Genomic DNA, 18,780 nt, shown 5'->3' on the forward strand with positions numbered 1-18,780 from the left:
CGCGCTACTCTGAAGCTGAAAGGGGCATAGCGTGAACGAGCATCCGGGCGCCGCGCGCGCCGCGTTTCGGCCGAGCGTGCCCGGAGCCGATTTCCTCCAGGGAGGCGGCGAGATGGGCGCGCTGATGCGCGTCCATGACTGGTCCCGAACGCCGCTCGGCCTGCCCGAGTTCTGGCCCCAATCGCTCCGGACCACCGTCAGCACCTGCCTCGACTGTGCGTTCCCGATCCTGATCTGGTGGGGACCCGAGCTCGTCATGCTCTACAATGACGAGTACCGTCCGATCCTCGGCTCGCGGAAGCATCCCGCCGCGCTCGGCGCTCCGGGCCGCGCGGTCTGGCCCGAGATCTGGGAGGTCATCGGTCCGATGCTGCAGCAGGTGATCGCACGTGGCGAGGCGACCCGCGCGCGCGATTTGCCGCTGTTCATGGACCGCCACGGCTACGTTGAGGAGACCTACTTCTCGTTCTCCTATTCGCCGATTCGCGACGAGAGCGGCGGCGTCGGTGGCATCTTCACGCCAGTCATCGAGACCACCGCGAAGGTGGTGGGCGAGCGCCGCATGCGGACCTTGCGCGACCTGGCAGCTCGCGGGCGAGCCGACAGCCTGCAGGAGGCCGGTCAAGGGGTCGCCGAGGTTCTTGCGGAGAACCGGCATGATGTCCCCTTTGCGCTGATCTATCAGCCGAGCGAGGACGGAGACTCCGCGCGGCTGCTCGGCGCCGCCGGCGTGCAGCCCGGCAGCAGCATGGCTCCGCTGCAGATTGATCTCGCGGTCGCAGACGGTTCGCCATGGCCGATCCGCGCCGCATTGGGAGCCGCGGCGCCGATCCGCGTCGCGCTCGACCATGCGACCATGTCTCTCCCCGCCGGCGTCTGGCCAGAGCCGCCGCAACTGGCGCTCGCCTTGCCGGTCGCGACCGGGCGCGAGCGCGCCACCGCGGTCCTGATCTGCGGCGTCAATCCGCGCCGTGCGCTCGACGCCGAGCATCAGGGCTTCTTTGAGCTGATGGCCACGCAGCTCGCCAGCTCGTTTGCCGAGACGCTCGCCTACGAAGAGGAGCGGCGGCGCGCGAAGGCGCTCGCCGAGATCGATCCGGCGAAGACCGAGTTCTTTGCCAATGTCAGCCACGAGTTTCGTACCCCGCTGACCCTGATGCTGGGGCCGCTCGAGGATGTCCTGACGCGATCCCCGGCACTCTCGCCGGAGGATCGAGAGCGGCTGGAGATCGCCCAGCGCAATGCGCTGCGCCTGCTCAAGCTGGTCAACACGCTGTTGGATTTCTCCCGCATCGGGGCCGGCCGGGCGCAGGGCACCTATGCGCCGACCGATCTCGCACGCTTGACTGCCGATCTGGCCGGCGTGTTCCGCTCGGCGGTCGAGAGCGCTGGCCTGAAGCTGATCGTCGATTGTCCGCCATTGCCGGAGCCGGCCTATGTCGATCGCGAGATGTGGGAAAAGATCGTCCTCAATCTGCTCTTCAACGCGTTCAAGTTCACCTTTTCAGGCGAGATCGGGGTCAGGCTGATCGTTTCCCAAGGCAATTTCGAGCTCAGCATCCGGGACACCGGGACCGGGATTCCGCAAGATGAGCTGCCGAAGCTGTTCGAGCGGTTCCATCGTGTCGCGGATGCCCGCGGCCGCACGCATGAAGGATCGGGGATCGGCCTCGCGCTGGTGCACCAGCTCGCAAGACTGCATGCGGGGTCGGTCGATGTGACGAGTTCGCTCGGGCAGGGCAGCACGTTCACGGTCCGCATCCCCTGCGGCAAGAGTCATCTGCCGGCCGAACGGATCAAGGCGGCGCCGAACACCGGGCGACTCGGCGCGCAGCCATTCATCGAGGAGGCCTTGCGCTGGCTGCCGGATGCGTCGCCCCTCGAGGCTCATGTCGTTGCCGATGTCGTCCAGAGTGTGCCCTTGCAGGACCGCACCGGGGCTCGCGCGCGCATTCTTCTCGCCGACGACAATGCCGATATGCGGGACTACGTTCGCCGGCTGCTCGAAGCGCGTTACGAGGTCGAGACGGTCGGGGACGGCGAGGCGGCGCTCGCCGCCATGGCCCGAGCCAAGCCTGATCTCGTTCTGTCGGATGTGATGATGCCGCGGATCGATGGCATGCAGCTGCTCGCTCGGGTGCGCGCCGATCCCAAGGTCAGCACCGTTCCGATCATCCTGTTGTCCGCGCGCGCGGGCGAGGAGAGCCGCGTCGAGGGCATGCAGGCCGGCGCGGACGATTATCTGATCAAGCCGTTCAGCGCCCGCGAGCTCCTCGCCCGCGTCGAGGCGCATCTCAAGATGGCGCAGCTTCGCGCCGAGGCGACCGAGAGCCTGCGTGCCAGCGCGGAGCTCTTTCGTGTCTTCGTGACCGCCAGCTCGGACATCGTCTATCGGATGAGTCCGGACGGGACGGAGATGCGCTATCTGCAGGGCAAGGATTTCGTTCCTCACACCCTGGCTCCGAGCCAACGCTGGCTCGCGAAATACATTCATCCCGATGATCAGGCGCAGATGATGGCGGCGATCGCACGAGCGATCGAGGCGAAGAGCATCTTCGAGCTGGAGCATCGCATCATACGGGCTGATGGCACGCTGGGGTGGGCGCATTCGCGCGCCATCCCGATGCTCGACGGCAGCGGCGATATCGTCGAGTGGTTCGGCACCGCGCGTGAGATCACCGAGCAGAAGCAGGCCGAGCATGAGCTGCGCAAGAGCGAGGAGCGCCTGCGCAGCGCAGTGGAAGTCGGGCGGCTCGGCTTGTGGGATTGGAACGTCACCACCGGCGAGGTCTACTGGTCGGATGAGCACTTCCGCATGGAAGGCTACGGCGTCGGCGAGGTCACGCCGAGCTATGACGCCTGGACGGCGCGGATCCATCCCGCGGACCGCCCCGCGGCCGAGGCCGCGCTGCGTCAGGCGATGCAGACGCGCCAGGAGTTTGTCAGCGAGTTTCGCGTCGTGCATCCGGACGGAGTCATTCGCTACCTGTATGGACGCGGGCGCTTCTTCTACGACGAGGCCGGGCAGCCGATCCGCATGACCGGCGCGATGGTCGACATGACGGAGCGGCGCGAATGGGAGGAACGGCAGAAGGTGCTGGTCGCCGAGCTGCAGCATCGCACACGCAATCTTCTGGGCGTCGTGCGCTCGACGGCGGACAAGACGGCGCGTGCCAGCACCGATTTGTCCGATTTTCGCGTCCGCTTCCGCGATCGACTCGAGGCTTTGTCGCGCGTCCAGGGCTTGCTGTCCCGGCTCGGAGAGCACGACCGGGTCGCCTTCGATGATCTGATCCGCACTGAGCTCTCGGCTGTTGCCGGCGGATCCGAGCGGATCGTGCTCGACGGACCCGCTGGCGTTCGGCTGCGATCATCCACCGTGCAGATGCTCGCAATGGCGCTGCATGAGCTCGCGACCAATGCCGTCAAATATGGTGCGCTCGCGCAACCTGCGGGCCGGCTCTCGGTGCAATGGTCGCTGGAGCGGAGCGGCGCCGACGGAAAACCGTGGCTCAATATCGCGTGGCAGGAAAGCGGCGTCGACATGCCGCCACTTGGCGCGGGACCCGTCGGCACGGGGCAGGGGCGCGAGCTGATCGAGCAGGCTTTGCCCTACCAGCTCAGCGCGAAAACCTCATACACATTCGCGCCCGACGGGGTCTGCTGCACGATTTCGATCCCCGTTTCGCTCAGCACGCTGGAGCTCGATGAGCATGCTTGAACGCCCGCTGCGTGATCGCGTCATCCTCGTCGTCGAGGATGAATATATGCTGGCTGACGAATTGCGCTGCGAAATCGGCGATGCCGGCGCAACGGTGCTCGGGCCGGTCGGAACCGTCGCGGACGCGCTCGCGCTTGCCAAGCACGAGGCGCGGATCGATGGTGCCGTGCTCGACGTGAATCTGCGCGGCGAGATGGCGTTCCCGGTTGCTGATCTGTTGATCGAGCGCGGCGTCCCCTTCATATTCACGACGGGATATGACGAGTCCGTCATTCCCGACCGCTTCGCAAACATCCTCCGCTGCGAGAAGCCGATCGCGGTCGACGGCATCATTCGCGCGCTCGGACGCTTGGCCTGACGGCGGGCGGGGAGGGACGATCTGCTCCGCCCGTGTCACTTCCGCCTGCGCGGACGCGAGGTCAAACCTCGCGCCGGCTCAGAAATGCCAATCGCTCGAACAGATGCACGTCTTGCTCGTTCTTCAGGAGCGCGCCGTGCAGCGGCGGGATCAGCTTGCGCGGATCGCGCTCGCGCAGCTGCTCGGGCCCGATGTCCTCGTTCAGCAGCAGCTTGAGCCAGTCGAGCAGTTCGGAGGTTGACGGCTTCTTCTTCAGGCCGGGCACGTCGCGAACCTCGAAGAAGATGCGCAAGGCTTCCTCGACCAGCCGCTTCTTGATGTTCGGGAAGTGCACATCGACGATGCGCCCCATCGTGTCGGCATCCGGGAACTTGATGTAGTGGAAGAAGCAGCGGCGCAGAAACGCGTCCGGCAGTTCCTTCTCGTTGTTCGAGGTGATGATCACGATCGGACGCAGCTTGGCCTTGATGGTCTCGCCGGTCTCGTAGACGTGGAATTCCATCCGGTCGAGCTCGAGCAAGAGGTCGTTCGGAAACTCGATATCGGCCTTGTCGATCTCGTCGATCAAGAGCACCGGGCGCTGCTCGGCGGTGAACGCCTCCCACAGCTTGCCGCGCTTGATGTAGTTCTTGATGTCCGACACGCGGCTGTCGCCGAGCTGGCTGTCGCGCAGGCGCGACACCGCGTCGTATTCATACAGGCCCTGCTGGGCTTTCGTCGTCGACTTGATATGCCAGGTGAGCAGCGGCGCGTTGACCGCCTTGGCGACTTCCTCGGCCAGCACCGTCTTGCCGGTCCCCGGCTCCCCCTTCACCAGGAGCGGGCGCTCGAGCACGATCGCCGCGTTGACGGCTACTTTGAGGTCGTCGGTGGCGACGTAATCCTGAGTGCCGGTAAATTTCATCGCGCCTCGCTTGTCATCCAAAGCTTATTGTTGAACTTGCGTTGAGTGGCTACGCGGCCTTGTCGCCGCGCAGCTTTGATATGATGGCTGCCATTGCAAGCGGAAATAATCAAGCGCGCCTGATCAGAGAGAGGATCACGAGCACGATCACGGCACCGATCGTGGCGTCCAGGATCGCCCCCAGCGTGCCGCTGGCGAGCGTGATATGCAGCGCTGGCAGCACGTAGCCTGCCACCAGTGCGCCGATGATGCCGATGACGATATTGCCGATCAGGCCGAAACCGGCACCGCGGACGATCAGGCCGGCCAGCCAACCCGCGATCGCGCCGATGATCAGCGCCGCAATGATACTCATGAAAGCCCCCATTCCACCTGTTGCTCCACGGATTGTAGAGCAAAAACCCGGCGGGTCCAGGCCGCAAGCGTCGGGGCGGCCCTTGACGCGCCCTCCCGGCCGGGCGATCTAATGGGCATGTTCCTGCAATTCTTCACAGCGCTGCGCGACGCGCAGGTCCCGGTCTCCTTGCGTGAGTATCTCACGCTGATGGAGGCCGTCGACGCCGATCTCGCCGAGCATTCGGTCGAGAATTTCTACTATCTGTCGCGCACCGCCCTGGTGAAGGACGAGCGCAATCTCGACAAGTTCGATCGCGTGTTCGGCTCCGTCTTCAAGGGGTTGGAGAACCTGCTGGACGCGATGGAGAAGGCGGAAATCCCCGAGGAGTGGCTGAAGAAGCTGGCCGAGAAGTACCTGACCGAGGAAGAGAAGAAAGAGATCGAGGCCATGGGCTGGGACAAGCTCATGGAGACGCTGAGGAAGCGCCTGGAAGAGCAGAAGGGGCGGCATCAGGGCGGCAACAAGTGGATCGGCACGGCCGGGACCTCGCCATTCGGCGCCTACGGCTACAATCCCGAAGGTGTCCGGATCGGCCAGGAGAAGAACCGCAACAACCGGGCCGTCAAGGTCTGGGACCGGCGCGAGTTCAAGGATCTCGACGGCAATGTCGAGCTTGGCATCCGCAACATCAAGGTGGCGCTGCGCCGGCTGCGCAAATTCGCCCGAACCGGCGCGCCAGATGAACTCGATCTCGACACCACGATCCGCGAAACCGCCAATCACGGCTATCTCGACGTGCATCTGCGGCCTGAGCGGCGCAATGCGGTGAAGGTGCTGGTGTTCTTCGACATCGGCGGCTCCATGGACTCGCACATCGCCCAGGTCGAAGAGCTGTTCTCGGCGGCGAAAAGCGAATTCAAGCACATGGAATATTTCTACTTCCACAATTGCCTTTATGAAGGCGTTTGGAAGCAGAACAAGCGGCGTTTCACCGACCGCACGCCGACCTGGGACGTACTGCACAAATATCCGCACGACTACAAGGTGGTGTTCGTCGGCGATGCCTCGATGTCGCCTTACGAGATCATGGTCCCCGGCGGCTCGGTCGAGCACGTCAACGAGGAACCGGGCTCGGTGTGGCTCGATCGCGTGATCCGCACCTATCCGCATACGGTGTGGCTCAATCCGGTCGCCCAGAAGCACTGGGACTATTCGGAATCCACCACCATCATTCGCCGCATCTTTTCGGAGCGGATGTATCCGATCACGATCGAGGGATTGGAAGCGGCGATGAAGGAGCTGGTGCGGTAAGATCCAGGTTCTGCTGTGCCCAAGGATGCCAGCATTCCGGCGGGCGACAGCGGCCCAACCCGCAAAGCTTGAGATTGTTCAGGAAGAGCTCATGCCCCAGACCATCACCCGCGGCATCAAGGCGCTGCTCGATGAAGCCAATGCGGAGATTGCCACGCTCTCGGCGACCGAGGCGATCGAAGCCGCCAAGCGCGACGACGTCGTGATCGTCGACATCCGCGATCCGCGCGAGATCGAGCGTGACGGCCGGATCCCCGGCGCATTTTCCTGCACCCGCGGCATGCTGGAATTCTGGATTGATCCGCAAAGCCCCTACGCCAAGCCGATCTTCCAACAGGACAAGACCTTCATTTTCCATTGCGCGGGCGGCCTGCGCTCGGCGCTGGCGGCCAAGACCGCGCAGGATATGGGCCTGAAGCCGGTCGCCCACATCGGCGGCGGCTTCGCCTCCTGGCGTGAGGCGGGCGGACCGGTGGAGGCGTGGGCGCCGAAGAAGAAGGATTGAACGCCAGGGACGCGCGCGAGGTCTTGACCCGTGTGTCCATCGCCTGAACAAAGCGCTTGAACAAGATGCGTCGCCGGATCAAGCCCGGCTTCGCCGCATTGAAGTGACGTTGGAGCCCAGGCCATGACCATCCCCAATGACCCTCTCGTTTCGACCGATTGGCTCGCGGCCCATCTCGGCGATCCCAGGGTCAAGGTGCTCGATGCGACCTTCAAATTGCCCGGCGTGCTGCCGCTGCCGAAGGACGACTATCTCAAGGGCCATATCCCCGGCGCCGTGTTCTTCGATGTCGACGAGGTCTCGGACCATGCCAACCCGCTGCCGCATATGTATCCGAGCGCCGAGCAGTTCGGCCGTGATGCCGCCCGGCTGGGCGTCAGCAATGGCGACATCGTGGTGGTCTATGACGCCGGCGGCTGGGTCGCCGCGCCGCGCGCCTGGTGGATGTTCCTGTCGTTCGGCCACGCGGATGTGCGCGTCCTGGATGGCGGCCTGAAGAAGTGGACCGCCGAGGGGCGGCCGATCGACAGCGGCCAGGTCACGCCCACGCTCGGCACCTACGGCGCGCACTTCGATGCGGCGCGGGTGCGGAAGATCGAGCAGATGGTCGCCAATCTGGCGGAGCGCGCTGAGCAGGTGATCGATGCGCGACCGGCGCCGCGCTTTGCCGGCGCGGTGGCCGAGCCGCGGCCGGGCCTGCGGTCCGGCCACATTCCGGGCAGCCGCAATCTGCCCTATTGCCGAGCTGTTCGACGCGGCCACCGGCGTGATGAAGCCGCTCGACCAGTTGCGGAGCGCTTTCGGTGTGGCCGGGGTGGACCTGGCGAAGCCGATCGTCACATCGTGCGGCTCCGGCGTGTCGGCCGCCGTGCTGACCTTGGCGCTGTACCGTCTGGGCATCCGCGACACCGCGCTCTACGACGGATCCTGGTCTGAATGGGGCGCCGAGAACGGCCCGCCGGTTGTCACCGGCCCGGCCTGAGGTCCATTATCGCGTCCGCGGCCCCGCGGCCTGCTGTCCTGCCGCCTGCTGTCCGAAAGTCTGCGGCTGACCGAATGGCGGTTGACCGAAGCCCGGCTGTTGCTGGAACGGATCCGGGAATTGCGCCTGCTGGGCGGCGGCCTGCCGGGCCGCCCGGGCGCGCTCCGCGATGCGCCGCTGCTTGGCCCGGCGCGCGGCCATCTGCTTCTCCCGGGCCTGACGCTTCTTCATGATGCTTCGGCGCAACTGGACGCTCGCGACCTTGACCGAGGCCCGATGCTCGCCGGCTGCTGGCCTCTCCTGGCGGGTGGGCTGTTCGCCGAGCGCTGCGAGCTTGGCCGCGATCGGATCATCTGGGGGCGTTGCTGGCGCGGGTGCGGGAACGGCCGGCGTTGTCATCGCCGGGTCAGCGCTGGCGAGGACCTGGGGGGATGGTGTCGGTGCGGCCACGGCGTCGGTCTGAACGGTCGGGGCTGCTTGCGGAGTCGTGTCCAATCGCGGCTTGTCCGCGAGCTTTTCGACGGTCGCGATCGTCCTCGCAGCGTCGTCAGCCATGCCGCGATCCGGCGCCGCGCTCTCGATGCGATCAACTGGTGCGGTCAACGTCTTCGGCAGGACCGTCACAGCGGTCGTATCGACCGTCTCCGCGGGCAAGGAGGGCGTCGGCAATGCAGGCGATTCGGCGGTCGTGGTCACCTCGACTGTCTCCGCGGCCGGCGGCACGCTCGGCGGCTCAGCCGGCAGCACTGCCGTTGCGGGCGTATCGGTGACCGTGGCAGGCGGCGTCTGCGGTTGCGGTGGGAGGGAGTCGACCCGCAGCACGGCCAGAACGGGAGCGGGTTCCGCCGGCGGCAGGAACGTCGTGAAGCCCGACGCCTGAGTCGCATGCCATGACGAGTTGCTGGCAAACTGCTCGTGGGCGGCGCGCAACAGGGCCGCCGCGCCCATGCCGAAGATGGTAAGAGAGATGGAGCAGACGATCGCGGCGACAAGGAAACGGAAGCCGGGAAGCATTGACGAAAACTCTCGCCGCGGCAGCGGGGAGCCGCCGAGACCTTCGAGCCAGTGGGGAACGCGGTGATCACAGGGAATGCCGCGTTCGCGACGGGGCCGGCTTCTGCCGTGCATCGCGAATCAGGCTAGGTTCACAATACCGCAAGCGTTCCGGCTCGCTCGTCAAATCGAGGCGTCTGTGGGGTTCGCGGCGGCTTCGTTGCACTTTTTCAGCGGCGTGAGACTTCCGTGCAACGACGGAGACATGATCACAAATCGCCGAACTGGGACCGACTTGGCCCAAAATGTCTTGAATGCGCCGCTATCTTCGGCCATTTGGCAAGGCAGATGACCCAATCGGCGGCTTGGGGATACTGCAAGGGCAATGATGATCAGACAAATCCTGACGGTTTGCGCGGTCGCGGCAGCGGGCGCGACGGCAACGACGTTTGCTGGGGCGCAGCAGGTCTATCAGACTGCACCTGGTGCTTATTCGCCCGCGCCGACCCCTTACCCGGCTGACACCCGCGGCCGTGGTCCGGATTTCGACGCACTTGACGACGAGGACATGCCCGGCAATTCGGCCGCGCTGCCGCCGCCCGGCCCGGTCTTGTCACCAGATGATCCGCGCTATGGTCGTCCCGCCAATGCGCCGGTCTATGGTGCGGCCCCGAGCGGTCCGATCTTGTCGCCCGACGATCCCCGCTATGGACGGACGGGCAGCGCGCCGGTTTATAGCGCAGCTCCGACCGGCCCGGTGATGTCTCCGGATGATCCGCGTTACGGCCGCCCGGCCGGCCCGCCGCCGGTGATCTATAGCGATCGTCCCGCGTCCGCTCAGCAGGCTTATGGCGGGACCTATGGCAATGGCGCGCCCGGGGGCGATGCCGGTGCGCTGCGTCCGCCAGGAGCCGTGGGCGGGGCCGTCACGGGGAGCGTGCAGGCTTCGACGGGCGATCGGCCGCTCACCGTGGCGGCTCTGCCGCCCGAGGAGCAGCCGGATGCCGCGCCGGCGCCGCTGCCGGCCAATCTGCGCCGCCAGGAGGTCGACTTCGTCACCAAGGAGCCGCCGGGAACCATCGTCGTCGATACCCCCAACACCTACCTCTATCTGGTGCTCGGGAACGGCCGTGCGATGCGCTACGGCGTCCGTGTCGGTCGCGAAGGCTTCACTTGGACCGGCGTGCAGAAGATCACCAAGAAGACCGAGTGGCCGGACTGGTATCCGCCGAGCGAGATGATCGAGCGCCAGCCTTATCTGCCGCGCTTCATGGCCGGTGGCCCGGGCAATCCGCTCGGCGCCCGCGCGATGTATCTCGGTTCGACCGTGTACCGGATCCATGGCACCAACCAGCCGTCGACGATCGGCAAGTTCGTGTCGTCGGGCTGCATCGGCATGCTCAACGATGACGTCTCCGACCTGTTCGATCGCGTCAAGGTTGGCACCCGCGTGGTCGTCATGCCCGGTGGACCGCCGCCGGGCTCGGCCAAGAACATGGCCGCCGCGGCCGCAGGTCCGGCGCAGGCTCCGGTCCAGGCCCAGGCCGCCGTGCCGGGCAACCAGCCGACTACCGTTCAGCCGTTGCCGCCGCCGGTGACGATCCGCTGAGACCGCTTCCAGAACTGACGAAAACACCCTCCGCTCGGAGGGTGTTTTGCTTTGGAGCGCTGTGCGCGGCTGAGATCAGGCGAGCCGGCGCGGCGGCTCGCCTCCGCCGAGCCAGGCGGCGATGCATTCAACCATCTGGCTGTAATGAGCCCGAAAGCTCTCTTCCGTGACATAGCCGAGATGCGGCGTGAGCACGACGTTGTCGAGCCCGCGCAGCGGGTGCGGCACCGGAAGCGGCTCCATCGTGAATACGTCGAGCGCTGCACCCGCGATGCGCTTGTCGCGCAAGGCTTGGAGCAGGGCCGCCTCGTCCACGATCGGCGCGCGCGACGTGTTGACGAGATAGGCACTCGGCTTCATCCGGGCGATGTCCGCCGCGCCGACCAGTCCGCGTGAGCGGTCGCCGAGCACGATGTGGATGGTGATGATGTCGGCGGTTGCGAACAACGCCTCCTTCGTGGCGTAGCCGACGCCGGCCTCCTGGCAGTGTTCGGGCGTCAGGTTCGGGCTCCACGCCATCACGTTCATGCCGAACGCCTTGGCGAGCCCCGCGACCTTGCTGCCGAGCTTGCCAAGTCCGACGATCCCCAGCGTCTTGCCCTCGATCTCGACACCGCCGAGCGCCTGCCACGCGGCGCCAGCATGCATGCGCGCGTTTTCCTGGCCGATCTTGCGGGTCAGTTCCAGGATCAGGCCCATCGTCAGCGGCGCCGTGGGGTCGCGGCCGTATTGGGTGCCGCAGACCACGATGCCGCGGCCCTTGGCGGCGTCCATGTCGATGGCGGCATTGCGCATGCCCGAGGTGATCAGGAGCTTCAGCTTCGGCAGGCGTTCGATCAGCGTGCGGGGGAACGGCGTCCGTTCACGCATCGCGCAGACGATATCGATGTCCCCGAGCGCGCCGGCGGCGGCGTCCTCGCTGCCGAAGGGATGTGTGAAGGCCGTCACGTCCACTTTGTCGGCGAGCCGGGGCCAATCCGCCAGCGTGAGAGCCGAGTCGTAATAGTCGTCGAGAATTGCACAGCGCAGCCGAGTCATCGTCAGGTCCATTCATCGGGACAACGGCGTGATCGGTGAACGCCGTCAGAATGGACATGCTTGCGCGCAAAGCGCCGAGGGCGCAAGGCGCCGCCCCGCTTCGTGCGGGGGCGCGACAGCTCAGTCGAGGTCGGTCTTGAGACGGAACGCGGCGTCGCTGCCATATTTGGCGCGCCAAGCCGGCCCTGGACCGCGCATATAGTGCAGTTCCGGCCGGTATGGATTGAAGGTGCGGGCGATGAATTCACGAAGGAAGCCCCGGACGTCGTCCAGGAGACGGGAGCGGTTTCGGCGTTCTGCCGCGGAAGCGGATAGGGAGGCTGACGTGAAGGTTGCCATGACGGGCTCTCGCTGTTGTCGTCTCGGGCTTTTGCCGATTGGGCGCGTGATTCTTGCGCGCCGAGACCGAGTGTCCCGCCGAATTAATTAAAAGATGGTTGCAATTGTCGTGATCGACCGCACACATGGTGTTGAACCCGTAATCGACCGTGGGCCAAAGGCGGGTAGGGCCGCGCTTCGAGCGCAATTCTCCCGGTGATCGCTGCGACCAAGGCTGCCTCGCCGGTTGCCCTTTGGGGACCGCGCGGTTACATCAGCGGCAACCATTTTCCGAAAAATCCGGCAGTTTTCCGAGGGACACGCGATGGCGCGCCAGTTCGTCTACTTCATGCAGGGTCTGTCCAAGACCTACCCGACCCGCAAGGTGCTCGATAACATCCACCTGTCCTTCTATCCCGACGCCAAGATCGGCGTGCTCGGTGTCAACGGGTCGGGTAAATCGACCCTGCTCAAGATCATGGCAGGCATCGACAAGGAGTACACCGGCGAGGCCTGGGTCGCCGAGGGCGCCCGCGTCGGCTACCTCGAGCAGGAGCCGCAGCTCGATCCCAAGCTCACGGTGCGCGAGAACGTCATGCTCGGCGTCGGCAAGCAGAAGGCGATCCTCGATCGCTACAACGAGCTGGCGATGAACTATTCCGAGGAAACCGCCGACGAGATGACCAAGCTGCAGGACGAGATCGAGGCCCAGGGCCTGTGGGATCTCGACAGCAAGGTCGACCAGGCGATGGATGCGCTGCGCTGTCCGCCCGACGATGCCGACGTCAGCAAGCTCTCCGGCGGTGAGCGACGCCGCGTCGCGCTGTGTCGGCTGCTGCTCGATCAGCCCGAGCTGCTGCTGCTCGACGAGCCGACCAACCATCTCGACGCCGAATCGGTGTCCTGGCTGGAAGGCCATCTGCGCAACTATCCCGGCGCGATCCTGATCGTCACCCACGACCGCTACTTCCTCGACAACGTCACCAGCTGGATCCTCGAGCTCGATCGCGGCAAGGGCATTCCCTACGAGGGCAACTACTCGTCCTGGCTGCAGCAGAAGCAGAAGCGGCTGGAGCAGGAGGGCCGCGAGGAGGCCGCGCATCAGCGCACGTTGGCGCGCGAGCAGGAGTGGATCGCGGCCTCGCCGAAGGCCCGCCAGGCCAAGTCCAAGGCGCGCTACCAGCGCTACGAGGAGCTGCTCAAGAAGGCCAGCGAGAAGCAGACCCAGACCGCGCAGATCATCATTCCCGTGGCCGAGCGCCTCGGCAACAACGTCATCGATTTCGAAGGCCTGACCAAGAGCTTCGGCGATCGTCTGTTGATCGACAATCTCACCTTCAAGCTGCCGCCGGGCGGCATCGTCGGTGTCATCGGCCCGAACGGCGCCGGCAAGACCACGCTGTTCCGCATGATCACCGGGCAGGAGAAGCCGGACGCCGGCAGCATCACCGTCGGCGAGACCGTGCATCTCGGCTATGTCGACCAGTCGCGAGATGCGCTCGACGGCAACAAGACGGTGTGGGAGGAGATCTCCGGCGGCAATGAGCTGATCCTGCTCGGCAAGAAGGAGGTCAACTCGCGCGGCTATTGCTCGTCGTTCAACTTCAAGGGTGCCGACCAGCAGAAGAAGGTCGGCGCGCTCTCCGGCGGTGAGCGCAATCGCGTGCATCTCGCCAAGATGCTGAAGTCCGGCGCCAACGTCCTGCTGCTCGACGAGCCGACCAACGATCTCGACGTCGACACCCTGCGCGCGCTCGAAGAGGCGCTGGAGGATTTCGCCGGCTGCGCCGTCATCATCAGCCACGATCGCTGGTTCCTCGACCGTATCGCCACTCACATGCTGGCCTTCGAGGGCGACAGCCATGTCGAATGGTTCGAAGGCAACTTCCAGGACTATGAGAAGGACAAGATGCGCCGGCTCGGCCAGGACAGCGTCATCCCGCACCGGGTCAAGTACAAGAAGCTGACGCGCTGATCCGCGTGGCGCGACGCTGTCTCTCGGGAGACAAAGCGTCGCGCCCCGGCTGCGGCCAGTTGTCGCTTTTCCGCGGGCTGCGATTGCGTAGATAGTCGTTCCGCAATCCCATCCAGCCGCGAGATTCCCGATCATGTCTTCCCCCGACGCGCCCCTGTCCTCCAAGGGCGGAGCGCTGCGCCCCATCCCCATGCTGATCTTCGGATCGCGCTGGCTGCAGCTGCCGCTCTATGTCGGGCTGATCATCGCGCAGGGCGTCTATGTCGTGCTCTTCCTGAAGGAGCTCTGGCATCTGTTCGCCCACGCCTTCGACTTCTCCGAGCAGCAGATCATGCTCGCCGTGCTGGGACTGATCGACGTCGTCATGATCTCGAACCTGCTCGTGATGGTGATCGTCGGCGGCTACGAGACTTTCGTGTCGCGGCTCAATCTGCAGGGCCATCCCGACGAGCCTGAATGGCTCAGCCACGTCAATGCCAGCGTGCTGAAGATCAAGCTCGCGATGGCGATCATCGGCATTTCGTCGATCCATCTGCTGCGGACGTTCATCGAGGCGGGCGCGCTGTCATCGGGCAAGTCGACCTACACCGAGACCGGCGTGATGTGGCAGACCATCATTCATACGGTGTTCATCCTGTCGGCGATCGGCATCGCCATGGTCGACAAGCTGTCGAATGCCGCGATCGAGGACGCGAAGCAGGCGGCGGGGCACTGAACGACGGGTCTATCGACCTGGCTTTCACAGGGATCGCTGGATGTGCTAGGCTGATGTCATGACTGACGTCGAGAACCTCGTGCTGGAGCATTTGCGCCACATCCGCAGCGCTCTCGACCATGTGCGCGAGGACATTCGCGAGCTGAAGCAGCGAATCGGGAACCTCAAGAACCAGTACGCCAGCATGTCCAATCGGCTGGACCGGATGGACATGAGGATCGAGCACATCGAACGGCGTCTTGGCCTCCAGGATGCCTGACACGGTGCCGCGTCTGCTCCGTCATCTTCTTGTCGTCTGCCTGTTCACTGTCCTGTGTCATGCCGGCCCGGCCCGCGCCGCCGACGCCGCCTTCACGCAGTTCGTCGCCTCGCTCTGGCCCGAAGCCAAGGAGCAGGGTGTCTCGCGCGCGGCATTCGAGACCGAGACACGCGGGCTGGAGCCCGACTACAAGCTCCCGGACCTGCTGCTGCCCGGCCGTCCGGCGACGGGGGCGCCGGCTCAGGCCGAGTTCGTGCAGGTGCCGGCCGACTACATCAAGGAGGCCTCGATCGCGCGGCTGGCTGCGCATGGCCAGAAGCTGATCCGGCAATATCGCCCGGCGCTCGCCGAGATCGAGCGCCGCTTCGGTGTGCCCGGTCCGATCGTGCTCGCCATCTGGGGCCGCGAGACCGATTTCGGCCGCTATGCGCTGCCCTATGACGCGCTGCGCGTGCTGGCGACCCAGGCCTATGTCGGCCGGCGCAAGGACCAGTATCGCACCGAGTTCATCATGGCGTTGAAGATGCTGAGCGACGGTGTCGTGACGCGCCGCGACCTCAGGGCGTCATGGGGTGGGGCAGTTGGCCTGACCCAGTTTCTGCCGTCGGAGTACTACAAGCACGGCGTCGATCTCGACGGCGACGGCAAGGTCGATCTCTGGCACTCCGTGCCCGATGCGCTGGGCTCGGCGGCAAAACAGCTCGCCAACAAGGGATGGCAGAGCGGATTGCGCTGGGCCTATGAGGTCAAGCCGCCGGCCGATGTCGATTGCACGATGGGCGTGCCGGAGGTGAAGAAACCGATCGGCGATTGGTTGCGGGCCGGCTTCGTTCCGGTGCGCGGACAGCGGTTGAGCGCCGCCGAGCAGCAACAGCCGGCGTCGCTGCTGCAGCCCGAAGGCATCTATGGCCCGGCGTTCCTGACGACGGCGAACTACTTCGTCATCAAGGAGTACAATTTCTCCGACCTCTACGTGCTGTTCGTCGGCCATCTCGCCGACCGCATGAGCAGCCAGGCCGGGTTTGCGACGCCGTGGTCGGCGTCCCAGCAGCTGCGAAGCAAGGATGTCGAGGCGATGCAGAAGGGGCTCACGCGACTCGGCCTCTATGCGGACAAGCTCGACGGCAAGGCGGGCATGCAGACCCGCGCCGCGCTTGGCACATTCCAGAAGAGGGCCGGCCTGAAGGTCGATTGCTGGCCGAGCGAAACGGTGTTGCAGGCGATCAACGCCGCGCGCTGACGGCCGCCGCAAAGGCTGGATGCGGGCAGCAAAAAGCCCGGCCATGGGGCCGGGCTGGTGCCGCATCGAAATGCGTCGTCAGGAATCAGTAGCAGACGCGAACCGGGCGAGACACCCAGCCATAGCCGTCCCAATAGCGCTCACGGCGCCACACGCACGGCGGCGGGGCCGGCGGGGGAGCTTCGACATAGACCGGACCGCCATAGACCGGGCCGCCATAGGCCGGACGGCTGGACGCGATCGCACCGCCAAGCAGAGCGCCGCCGATCAGACCGGCAGCCACGCCCGCGCCAACGTCGCCGGCCTTTGCGGCCGGTGCGGTCACGGACAGCGAGCCGGCGATTGTCGCAACCGCAACCAATGCGGTCAGGATCTTCTTCATGTTCCGAGATCTCCTGGAGGAGCGCCCCTGAAGGCGCCCGGTTGGTGATTTGCACGCTCGACGAAGGGCCATCAGCGACGTGAGAAAACACGACAACTCGTCAACCCTTCGTAAACTCTCTCCGACGTCATGCGACGGAAAAACGGTTTTTTGTGGCCGACCGGGCCACGGCTATCCGAAATTCCAGTGCAAGGTCATGGAATTAATGAAGGTGAACGATCACTCGCACACCCGCACGCGGCGAATCCGCCAGCCATAACCATCCCAGAAGCGCTGGCGCTGCCAATAGCACTCATAACCGGGGTCGGCGACGTAGGCCGGGCCACCGTAATACGAGTAGCCGGGTCCATAAGAGTAGCCGGGAGAATAGGTGTAGCCGGGCCCGTAGTAATAGGGATTGCTGCCCGCTGCGATTGCACCGCCAATCAGGGCGCCGCCGATCAGCCCCGCCGCTACGCCGGCCGCCACGCGACCATTGCGCGCTTCAGCAGGAGCAGGAGCCAACGCTGCGGTCGACAGCGTCGCGACGGCGGCCAGGGCCGCAAGTGTCTTCTTCATGACCTCACCTTTCTCACTCGGTCGGCAGGTGGCGCATCGGGCCACACGCCAGATTCACATATCCCGCTTGAATGATCAATGAACGGGCTCGTCCAGTTGGACGACCCATATTCGGAATGCGTTCAATGCTGCATTGCACAAAATATTTCGGTGGGGCACGACGGCCATGACAACCCCGATTGCCATCGCCATGGCCGTCTGCCTGACCTCGGCCCTCGGTTACGTGCTGCTGGTGCGGGCCGACCGGCGCCGGGATGCGCGCCGCTCACCTGCCGACAATGATACCCGCCGCGACTCCGGTGTATCGGACAGCGGCACCGACGGCTCCGGTCTGACGAGCTGGTTCTTCAATACCTCGACCGATGCCATGGGAAATCCAATCGATGGCGGAGGCGACAGCGGCGGTGGAGATGGCGGCGGCGACGGGGGAGGGGATTGAGCCCGGCGCTGCCCGTCCATCAATATCTTTGTCAGTTTGATCTGCGGCAAGTCGCATCATTGGATCCATTCTAGGTTGATCGCGAGATTGGAATAGCTTCAAAAGCGCCGTTTTCCCTTTGCGCGGCTAGGGGCGGATGACTATCGATAGCTGACCAACGAGGATTGGCCGGTTTCTCATGATTGTTTGTTCCTGCAACGTCATCAGTGATCACGACATCCGCCAGGCGGTGAAGTCGGCGGACGAAACGCCGCGGAGCCCCAAGCAGGTCTATGGCTGCCTTGGCTGCAGCGCGGAATGCGGACGGTGTGCACGCACGATCAAGAGCATCATCGATGAGGCGCTGGGGCCCTGCGCGCGCGCCTGTCAGACAGGCTGCCAGCATGGTCATGGGCACGCTTCCGTGCAGGCCGCCGATGACGACCTTCAAAGCCGCTTCGCCTTGGCTGCCTGCTGATCCGTATTTGCCCGTAAACGCGGCTGTTTCGCTCTGAAAATGCGCATGAACAGAGTCGTCTCCGCACTCCGAACCTGTTATTGAGCGCCTGCGGCCTCTAACTTTTTCGGAGCTTATCTATGCAGGGCGACCCAAAGGTCATCGAATATCTCAACAAGGGATTGCGCAGCGAGCTGACTGCCATCAACCAGTATTGGCTGCATTATCGCCTGCTGAACAACTGGGGCCTTCTGGAGATGGCCAAGGTCTGGCGCAAGGAATCCATCGAGGAGATGGAGCACGCCGACAAGTTCACCGACCGTATCCTGTTTCTCGACGGTTTCCCGAACATGCAGGTGCTCGATCCGCTGCGCATCGGCCAGAACGTCAAGGAGATCATCGAATGCGATCTCGCCGCCGAGATCGCCGCGCGGACGCTGTACCAGGAGGCCGCAACCTATTGTCACGGGGTGAAGGACTACGTCTCGCGCGACCTGTTCGAACAGTTGATGAAGGACGAGGAGCATCACATCGATTTCCTCGAAACTCAGCTCGATCTGATCGGCCGCATCGGCCTCGAACTCTACACCCAGAAGCATGTGGGCGGGCTCGAAAGCGAGCACTGATCTCCGCCCTCCGGCGCTTGCTCTTGGCGCTGGTCGATTCAGGGCCGAACACGCCTGGCCCCGAATCGACCACT

General features: G+C 64.9%; 19 protein-coding genes and 1 pseudogene. 13 read left to right on the forward strand and 7 right to left on the reverse strand.

From position 1 onward, the window contains the following. Positions 1 to 31: 31 nt before the first annotated feature. Together ACVIJ6_RS19565 and ACVIJ6_RS19570 are read left to right on the forward strand one after the other, a co-directional pair. Complete coding sequence (locus ACVIJ6_RS19565; protein ID WP_456774020.1) at positions 32 to 3,721, forward strand: PAS domain-containing protein; 3,690 nt, start codon at positions 32 to 34, stop codon at positions 3,719 to 3,721. Further along, positions 3,714 to 4,079 (forward strand): response regulator, encoded by a 366-nt coding sequence (locus ACVIJ6_RS19570; protein WP_456774021.1) that lies wholly within the window; start codon positions 3,714 to 3,716, stop codon positions 4,077 to 4,079. Before ACVIJ6_RS19565 ends, ACVIJ6_RS19570 begins: the two co-directional genes overlap by 8 nt. A gap of 61 nt (positions 4,080 to 4,140) precedes the next feature. Here the strand turns inward: ACVIJ6_RS19570 and ACVIJ6_RS19575 are convergent, their stop codons facing one another. Further along, positions 4,141 to 4,983, reverse strand: a complete 843-nt coding sequence (locus ACVIJ6_RS19575) for an AAA family ATPase (protein WP_456774022.1) — start codon at positions 4,981 to 4,983, stop codon at positions 4,141 to 4,143. Between the two features lie 109 nt (positions 4,984 to 5,092). Then, positions 5,093 to 5,338 carry a GlsB/YeaQ/YmgE family stress response membrane protein gene (locus ACVIJ6_RS19580; protein WP_456774023.1) on the reverse strand — a complete coding sequence of 82 codons (246 nt, stop codon included), beginning with the start codon at positions 5,336 to 5,338 and terminating at the stop codon, positions 5,093 to 5,095. 117 nt (positions 5,339 to 5,455) lie between these two features. Here ACVIJ6_RS19580 and ACVIJ6_RS19585 point away from each other — a divergent pair, with 117 nt between their 5' ends. The 3 genes and pseudogenes from ACVIJ6_RS19585 to sseA all read left to right on the forward strand — a co-directional run bounded on the left by ACVIJ6_RS19585 (position 5,456) and on the right by sseA (position 8,118). Then, positions 5,456 to 6,631, forward strand: a complete 1,176-nt coding sequence (locus ACVIJ6_RS19585; RefSeq protein WP_456774024.1) for a vWA domain-containing protein — start codon at positions 5,456 to 5,458, stop codon at positions 6,629 to 6,631. 91 nt (positions 6,632 to 6,722) lie between these two features. Then, a complete protein-coding gene (locus ACVIJ6_RS19590) occupies positions 6,723 to 7,136 on the forward strand; it encodes a rhodanese-like domain-containing protein (protein ID WP_456774025.1) in 414 nt (137 codons plus the stop codon). Positions 7,137 to 7,259: 123 nt separating this feature from the next. Continuing rightward, positions 7,260 to 8,118, forward strand: a pseudogene (gene sseA, locus ACVIJ6_RS19595) (3-mercaptopyruvate sulfurtransferase). A 6-nt stretch (positions 8,119 to 8,124) separates the two neighbouring features. Here sseA and ACVIJ6_RS19600 read toward each other — a convergent pair. Then, positions 8,125 to 9,132 carry a hypothetical protein gene (locus ACVIJ6_RS19600; RefSeq protein ID WP_456774026.1) on the reverse strand — a complete coding sequence of 336 codons (1,008 nt, stop codon included), beginning with the start codon at positions 9,130 to 9,132 and terminating at the stop codon, positions 8,125 to 8,127. A 364-nt stretch (positions 9,133 to 9,496) separates the two neighbouring features. Here ACVIJ6_RS19600 and ACVIJ6_RS19605 point away from each other — a divergent pair, with 364 nt between their 5' ends. Further along, complete coding sequence (locus tag ACVIJ6_RS19605) at positions 9,497 to 10,720, forward strand: L,D-transpeptidase family protein (protein WP_456774027.1); 1,224 nt, start codon at positions 9,497 to 9,499, stop codon at positions 10,718 to 10,720. A gap of 75 nt (positions 10,721 to 10,795) precedes the next feature. Here the strand turns inward: ACVIJ6_RS19605 and ACVIJ6_RS19610 are convergent, their stop codons facing one another. Both ACVIJ6_RS19610 and ACVIJ6_RS19615 read right to left on the reverse strand, forming a co-directional pair. Further along, the gene (locus ACVIJ6_RS19610; protein WP_456774028.1) at positions 10,796 to 11,758 is read right to left on the reverse strand and encodes a D-2-hydroxyacid dehydrogenase family protein; all 963 of its coding nucleotides are present in this window, start codon (positions 11,756 to 11,758) and stop codon (positions 10,796 to 10,798) included. A 120-nt stretch (positions 11,759 to 11,878) separates the two neighbouring features. Beyond that, complete coding sequence (locus tag ACVIJ6_RS19615; RefSeq protein ID WP_456774029.1) at positions 11,879 to 12,097, reverse strand: hypothetical protein; 219 nt, start codon at positions 12,095 to 12,097, stop codon at positions 11,879 to 11,881. 304 nt (positions 12,098 to 12,401) lie between these two features. Between ACVIJ6_RS19615 and ettA the strand changes: the two genes are divergently transcribed. The 4 genes from ettA to ACVIJ6_RS19635 all read left to right on the forward strand — a co-directional run bounded on the left by ettA (position 12,402) and on the right by ACVIJ6_RS19635 (position 16,265). Further along, positions 12,402 to 14,051 carry an energy-dependent translational throttle protein EttA gene (ettA, locus tag ACVIJ6_RS19620; RefSeq protein WP_456774030.1) on the forward strand — a complete coding sequence of 550 codons (1,650 nt, stop codon included), beginning with the start codon at positions 12,402 to 12,404 and terminating at the stop codon, positions 14,049 to 14,051. A gap of 133 nt (positions 14,052 to 14,184) precedes the next feature. Continuing rightward, positions 14,185 to 14,766, forward strand: coding sequence for a TIGR00645 family protein (locus tag ACVIJ6_RS19625; protein ID WP_456774031.1), 582 nt, complete (start codon positions 14,185 to 14,187; stop codon positions 14,764 to 14,766). 58 nt (positions 14,767 to 14,824) lie between these two features. Next, a complete protein-coding gene (locus ACVIJ6_RS19630) occupies positions 14,825 to 15,025 on the forward strand; it encodes a hypothetical protein (RefSeq protein WP_456774032.1) in 201 nt (66 codons plus the stop codon). Between the two features lie 4 nt (positions 15,026 to 15,029). After that, positions 15,030 to 16,265, forward strand: coding sequence for a lytic murein transglycosylase (locus tag ACVIJ6_RS19635; RefSeq protein ID WP_456774033.1), 1,236 nt, complete (start codon positions 15,030 to 15,032; stop codon positions 16,263 to 16,265). Positions 16,266 to 16,350: 85 nt separating this feature from the next. Here ACVIJ6_RS19635 and ACVIJ6_RS19640 read toward each other — a convergent pair whose 3' ends face one another. Further along, the gene (locus ACVIJ6_RS19640; RefSeq protein WP_456774034.1) at positions 16,351 to 16,647 is read right to left on the reverse strand and encodes a hypothetical protein; all 297 of its coding nucleotides are present in this window, start codon (positions 16,645 to 16,647) and stop codon (positions 16,351 to 16,353) included. A 219-nt stretch (positions 16,648 to 16,866) separates the two neighbouring features. Beyond that, on the reverse strand, positions 16,867 to 17,205 hold the full coding sequence (locus tag ACVIJ6_RS19645; protein ID WP_012046115.1) for a hypothetical protein: 339 nt from the start codon (positions 17,203 to 17,205) through the stop codon (positions 16,867 to 16,869). 166 nt (positions 17,206 to 17,371) lie between these two features. On the opposite strand from ACVIJ6_RS19645, the gene ACVIJ6_RS19650 reads away from it, so the two are divergent. The 3 genes from ACVIJ6_RS19650 (at position 17,372) to bfr (ending at position 18,706) form a co-directional block, all read left to right on the forward strand. Beyond that, positions 17,372 to 17,644: a hypothetical protein gene (locus ACVIJ6_RS19650; protein WP_456774035.1), complete on the forward strand. Its 273-nt coding sequence runs from the start codon at positions 17,372 to 17,374 to the stop codon at positions 17,642 to 17,644. Positions 17,645 to 17,822: 178 nt separating this feature from the next. Next, complete coding sequence (locus tag ACVIJ6_RS19655; protein WP_012046113.1) at positions 17,823 to 18,101, forward strand: (2Fe-2S)-binding protein; 279 nt, start codon at positions 17,823 to 17,825, stop codon at positions 18,099 to 18,101. Positions 18,102 to 18,220: 119 nt separating this feature from the next. Then, positions 18,221 to 18,706, forward strand: a complete 486-nt coding sequence (bfr, locus tag ACVIJ6_RS19660) for a bacterioferritin (protein WP_008964970.1) — start codon at positions 18,221 to 18,223, stop codon at positions 18,704 to 18,706. Positions 18,707 to 18,780: the final 74 nt, after the last annotated feature.

The sequence above is a fragment of the Bradyrhizobium sp. USDA 4369 genome (assembly GCF_054056435.1).